Here is a 5,768-nt window from a genome sequence, read left to right as displayed (position 1 = left end):
ACGATCCGTGTCGCCGGACGCGGCGCGAACGCGGGAGACCAGTGCATCCACCACCGTTCGGGATGCGCCAGTTGACCAGGATTGGGTACAAGACTTACTCCTGCTCACTGACTAGGAACGGTTCACCGAACTTCCGGACTCAAGGCACGACCGGCACGCACGGGAGTCGGGGCAAAGACCGATTCCTGAGGAGGGACTCCGGCGGTGCCGGAGATCGGTCGCCGGATGGACAGTCCGCAGGAGCAGAGGGCCAGGCCCTGCCGGCGACTCCGGGATGACGGGCTGGCCGAGCAACGACGCCCCCGGATTCTTCTGGCAGGCCCCCGTGCAGGAAGGCGCGGCCCGGCTGGCGACACTTATGCGGCACTACCGACCTGATGTGGTCGTCACCTACGACGCGAACGGCTTCTACGGCCACCCCGACCACATCCAGGGCCACCGCATCACGATGGCGGCGCTGGAGATAACCGCGCTGGCACCGAAGGTGTACTGGACCACGATGCCCCGCTCGATGATGCATCGGTTCGGCGAGATCATGCGCGAGTTTCATGAGGACATGCCGCAGCCGGATCCTGCCGAGGCCGCCGCGATGGCCGAGATCGGCCTGCCCGGCGATGAGATCACCACGTGGGTGGACACCACCGCGTTCAGCGGTCAGAAGTTCGACGCGTTGGCCGCGCACGCCAGTCAGGGCGAGAACATCTTCTTCCTCAAGATGGGCAAGGACAGGTTCGGCAAGTTGTTGGGCATGGAGACCTTCGTACGTGTCCAGGACGCCACCGGCGCGGCCATACCCGAGAACGATCTCTTCGCCGGACTGCGCTGATCCGCCCGCCTGCCCGACCGTGGCCCGGGAACACCATCACTGCCCTCTCCGGGCGGTCGGACCTGTCGCCTCCTACGGGCCAACAGACCCCGGAGACTGCGGAGTTATTAATCGACAGCCCATCTGGGGTGCGCTCGACTTTGTAGAAACATGTAGGTTACATCAGTACCGATGGGCTGTAACCGGCCATTGGCACGCTTCCCCCGGTCTTTGTTCAAGATCGGAAGGGGAGCCCCTCTCATGTCACAGCGTCAGCACGGGTCAGGGACGAGTCGGCGGACGTTCTTGCGGAAGGTCGGTATCACCGGTGGCGCCGGCGCCATGTTCGCCACCATGGGGGCCCTCGGCCTCGCGCCCACCGCCGCCTACGCGGCCGAGAAGGAGGCGCCGTTCCAGGCACCCAGCCGCGGCGACTTCACCCTCCAGGGCCGCTCCGGCAAGCCCGCCAGCGTCGTCATCATCGGAGGCGGCATCGCCGGCCTCACCTCCGCCTACGAGCTGGGCAAGGCCGGCTACGACTGTACGGTCCTCGAAGCCCGTGACCGCGTCGGCGGCCGCAACCTCACCGTCCGGGGCGGCGACAGCCTCACGGACATCAACGGCGTCGAACAGACGGCCCGGTTCAGCAAAGGCCAGTACATGAACGCGGGCCCCGCACGGCTCGCCCAGTGGATGATCACCCTCGACTACTGCCGCGAACTCGGCGTCCCCATCGAAGTGTTCACCAACTCCAACGCCAGTGCCCTCATCTACAACCCGAGCACAGGCATGACGGCACCGGTCCAGTACCGGACCGCGAAGGCCGATGTCTACGGCTACGTCTCCGAGTTGCTCTCCAAGGCCACCAACGCCGGAGCCCTCGACAGCGAGTTGACGGCCGCCGACAAGGAACGGCTGCTCACCTTCCTCAAGAGCTACGGCTCCCTCGGCGCCGACTACAAGTACACCGGCACCGAGCACCGCGGCTTCACCATCGACCCGGGCGCCTCCGGCGCGCCCGGCGACGAACTCGGCGGCGTCCCCTCCCTGTCCGAGATCTTCGCCTCCAACGTGGGCCGCTACTTCTCCTTCGAGTTCGGCTACGACCAGGCGATGCTGATGTTCCAGCCGGTCGGCGGCATGGACCAGATACCCAAGGCCTTCGCCCGCGCAATCGGCCAGGAGAAGGTCCGGACGGGCGCGGCAGTAACCGACATCAGGAACACCAGTGCCGGCGTCTCCGTCACCTACACGCGCCACGGCCGTACCCAGGTGGTCGAAGCCGACTACTGCATCGCCACCCTGGCCCCGCACCTGCTCGCGAAGACCCCGCACAACCTCGGCTCCCAGGTGCAGACCGCCTTCCTCGCCGTGAAGCCCTCCTACGCCTCCAAGATCGGCCTGGAGTACAAGAGCCGCTGGTGGGAGAAGGACTTCAAGATCTTCGGTGGCATCACCGAGACCGACATGGACCTGGACCACATCTGGTACCCGTCCTACGGCCACCTCGGCGACCGCGGCCTGATCATCGGCTACTACAACACCGGCGCGCACTCCGAGGTGTACTCGGCCCTCACCCCGGCCGAACGCCTGGAGCGCGCCGTGGCCCAGGGCGTCGTAATCCACGGCGACAAGTACCGCACCGAACTGGCCGCTTCCTTCTCCCACCAGTGGAAGCTCGCCCCGTACCTCGAGGGCGCCTGGCACTCCATGCCCGGCGGCCCCGACGCCCCGGCGTACGCACCGCTCAACAAGCCGCAGGGCAACGTGTACTTCGCCGGTGACTACCTGAGCTTCCTGGACGCCTGGCAGCACGGGGCGATCTCCTCCGCGCGCAAGATCGTCACGGAACTGCACCAGCGCGTCCTCGCCTCCTGACGCGACCTGTCCCTCCGACGGCCCGGCCGATCCCGAACACCACTCGGGAGCCACCGTGGACGACGCCGGGGGATGCGCAAATGCTCGCGCGTCCCCCGGGGTGCTGACCAGGAGGAACACGAGCCTGATCACCCTGGCCACAGCGATCGGCAGCCCGCACGCCCTGTCCGCCGCCCGGCCGCACATCGCCGGCCACGGGCTCGCCAAATCCGTCGCCTTCCGCGCCTACGGCCACATCCTCCAACTCACCCGCACCACGCGGGTCGGACGAGTCCGTGGCCTGATCGCAGGGGCGCATCCGCTCGCAGGGGCAATCGGATTCGAGGTGGTGGCGCTGATGGCGTTCCCACCCTTCGGCCTCTTCGCCTCCGAACTCGGCATCGCCCGAGTCGGCTTCGCCGCACGGGCGGGCCTGGGGCGGACTCGGAAGCATCGGCGGATCCCCTCCCTCGGCGTGGTCGCCACACCGCTGATGCTGCCGCCGTCCGGCCTGCGGACAGCCCGAACGAGCCGGCCCGTCACCTGCCGGGTGATCGTCTGCCGGCTCACGCGCCCCACACGGTTACCGGCGCGCCAGCAACAGCCGACGCCGCCGCGGCTACTCGGGGAAGGCGAGGGTGTAGTGGAAGCCGTCGTCGCCGACGGCGTGTCGCAAGGTCCGCATATTCGCCTCGGGATCGTCGTAGGGGCCATTGACGTAGAACGGCTTGTCATCACGACCGAAGCGGATCGGGCTGGGACCGGCTGGCTCACCGAGCACAACGGCGGCGGCATCGAAGTCCGCCTCGGGAGCGAACCCGAGTTCGCGGGCGTAGTCGGCGGCGCCGAACACCAGGGCACGGGCAAGCTCGGCGGGAACCTGCACATGCCCCTCGAAGGCGCTGAAGTAGGCGTGCCGGTGCGCAGCCAGTTGACTCGGGGTCATCGGCTCCGCAGGCAGCGCGTTCTTCACCCCCAGGCACCACACATCCAGCAGGAACCCGGCAACCTGGGCCTTCGCGGAGCGCGCGCTGTCCGCGGCGACGAGCACGGCGACAAGGCCGCGTACCTCCTCGGCGTCGGAAGCCCCCGGGTCAAGGCTTGTCCACTGCGGCGTACCCTCGAGATCCACACTACGGCTCCAGCCGGCGTTCACCCAGCAACGCGGCTCGTCACGGCCCGACACCGAGACCTGCACAGCGCCGTTGAGCGCCTCGACGACATCCCTGACGCCCACCCCCAGCGTTCTGGCGATCGCCTTCGCTGACCGACCCTGCTGGTCCAGTTGCCGTACCCGTTCTACAAGCTCATCCACAACCTCACCCTACGGCCGCCGCCAAGACCACAGGACCCAAACACCAGCAGCTACAACCGCCAGAGTGACCCTGACCTGCGAAAACGGCGAAACTCGACCACGTCGTTGACGACGTTTTGGAGGTGGTGCTCCCAGCTTCGGTATGCGGCACGAAGGGCGATGAGTCTGTCAACTCGCCTTGTTCTCGCTGCTCCAGCCGTTCCTGCGCACGTTCCTGGGCAGCAGCACGAGCCGCCCGCACCGGTCCCAGGTAGCTGCCCAAGGCCGTCAAGCCGGCACCGCCTGCCGCACCGAGCGCACCCAGGCCGGGCCGTTCATGAACTCCCCCAATGGTATTTCAGTCGATCAAACACCTTATGGAGTTCGGCGCGCGGGAACAGAAGATCCGCCATCGCGGCACGTAGAAGTCCACCCGCCCGCGGGCCACGTTTGCGCAGGTGAGCGAATTCCGTCGGTTGCCCAGGTGCGGCGGGCCGAGCAGCGCGGCCGCTGGGCTGAACTCCACAGGTCGCAGTCGAAGAAGCCGACCAGGAAGATGCCAGCGGTGCCGGACCGGCGTAGGTAGCGGGTCACCAGTTGATCGGCCAGCGCGGTGGGCAGTCCAGGGTTCCAGCAGCCCTTGCACTTGATGACCACCATGAAGGGCCCGGCATCCCGCGAGGGATCTGCCGCCTGGAGGTGGATATCTGTATGGCCTCCTCCAACACCCGGGCGGTCGACGTGGTGATCCTCGCGGCCGATCAGCACCGCCGTTAGGCGAACTTCGCCTCCGGATCGAACGCACGGAGCAGAAGCGAGATCCACTCGCTGGACGGCTCCTGACGCCTGGCCGGCGCCCTCGTTGTCTGAGTGATTCAGCAGTGGGCTACTGGTAGACCGTGGTGATGCATGTGGAGACGCTGGCGCCACTGTTGGGGGCGGAGTAGGAGATGGTCCACAGTGCTGCTGTCTTGTTCGGGTAGCCGTGCAGGGAGCCGCCGTTGTCGCAGCCGTAGTTCAGGCGCTGCCCCGCCAAGGTGGTGGTGCCGCCGCCGGCGAAGGAGCAGCGGGCGCCGTTGGCCAGGACGATGGTGATCGGTTCGATGTCGGGTCCGCAGGGCATGTGATCGTTGTTGCCGGGAAAGCCCTGTGGGACCGACAGTTCGACCATGTGGCTGGGGTCTTCGTCCATACACAGCGCGCTGGTGTCCTGAGGATTTGAGTCCGGGGAGAAACACGGGTCGAGGATCCGGTCACCGGCGGTGCAGCGCCATGCGTCCGTGCGCATGGTGGATTCGGCTGTGCCAAAGCAGGAGCCGCTGGCCCGGTCGGTAATGACGATGCCATTCGCAGGGGTACCGTCCAGGGACCACGGGCTCATCGTGACCACCTGCGTCTGCGTAGCCTGCACGGACGAGGCCGCGGCGGTCGGAGTGGTCTGCGGCGCGGGAGAGTCGGCGGGGCGGCCGATGGGTGAGCCGGAGGCCGCCGGTGCGGCGGCAGGGGTGGATCGGGCAGCGGTCGCCTGCGGGGGCTGGTTGCCGCGCGTGTGGGCAAAGCCGGTCTGGGAAGAGGCACTCGCCGAGCTGCGAAACATGATAAATACCCTGCTCCCGCCGCACCAGCGGAGTCGGCGCCGCCCGCCCACGGACAGCCATGGAACAACCGAGTACATGCGCTTTCCCGGGCAAAGCAGCAACGCGGGCGCGCTCAACGATACGGCAGCTGTAGATAGGTCTGCCGATGCCCGTTGCTGCTGTTCAGCGGCTTGAGGGGATGGCTGGGGACACGAGGACGGCCGCCTTGATCATG

3 protein-coding genes and 1 pseudogene are annotated in these 5,768 nt (G+C 67.4%); 2 read left to right on the top strand and 2 right to left on the bottom strand.

Going from position 1 to position 5,768, the window contains the following annotated elements; translation table 11 throughout:
- Positions 1–265 precede the first annotated feature (265 nt).
- Positions 266–826: pseudogene (locus ACWDA7_RS49500) on the top strand (PIG-L family deacetylase); the annotation flags it as partial.
- A gap of 240 nt (positions 827–1,066) precedes the next feature.
- Complete coding sequence (locus ACWDA7_RS49495) at positions 1,067–2,683, top strand: flavin monoamine oxidase family protein (RefSeq protein WP_450614366.1); 1,617 nt, start codon at positions 1,067–1,069, stop codon at positions 2,681–2,683.
- A 598-nt stretch (positions 2,684–3,281) separates the two neighbouring features.
- On the opposite strand, the gene ACWDA7_RS49490 is transcribed toward ACWDA7_RS49495, so the two are convergent.
- Positions 3,282–3,977: a hypothetical protein gene (locus ACWDA7_RS49490; protein ID WP_450614365.1), complete on the bottom strand. Its 696-nt coding sequence runs from the start codon at positions 3,975–3,977 to the stop codon at positions 3,282–3,284.
- Positions 3,978–4,842: 865 nt separating this feature from the next.
- Positions 4,843–5,553 carry a hypothetical protein gene (locus tag ACWDA7_RS49485; protein ID WP_450614363.1) on the bottom strand — a complete coding sequence of 237 codons (711 nt, stop codon included), beginning with the start codon at positions 5,551–5,553 and terminating at the stop codon, positions 4,843–4,845.
- Positions 5,554–5,768 lie beyond the last annotated feature (215 nt).

The sequence above is a fragment of the Streptomyces sp. NPDC001156 genome, from assembly GCF_053598275.1.
This window is presented reverse-complemented; position numbering and strand designations above follow the sequence as displayed.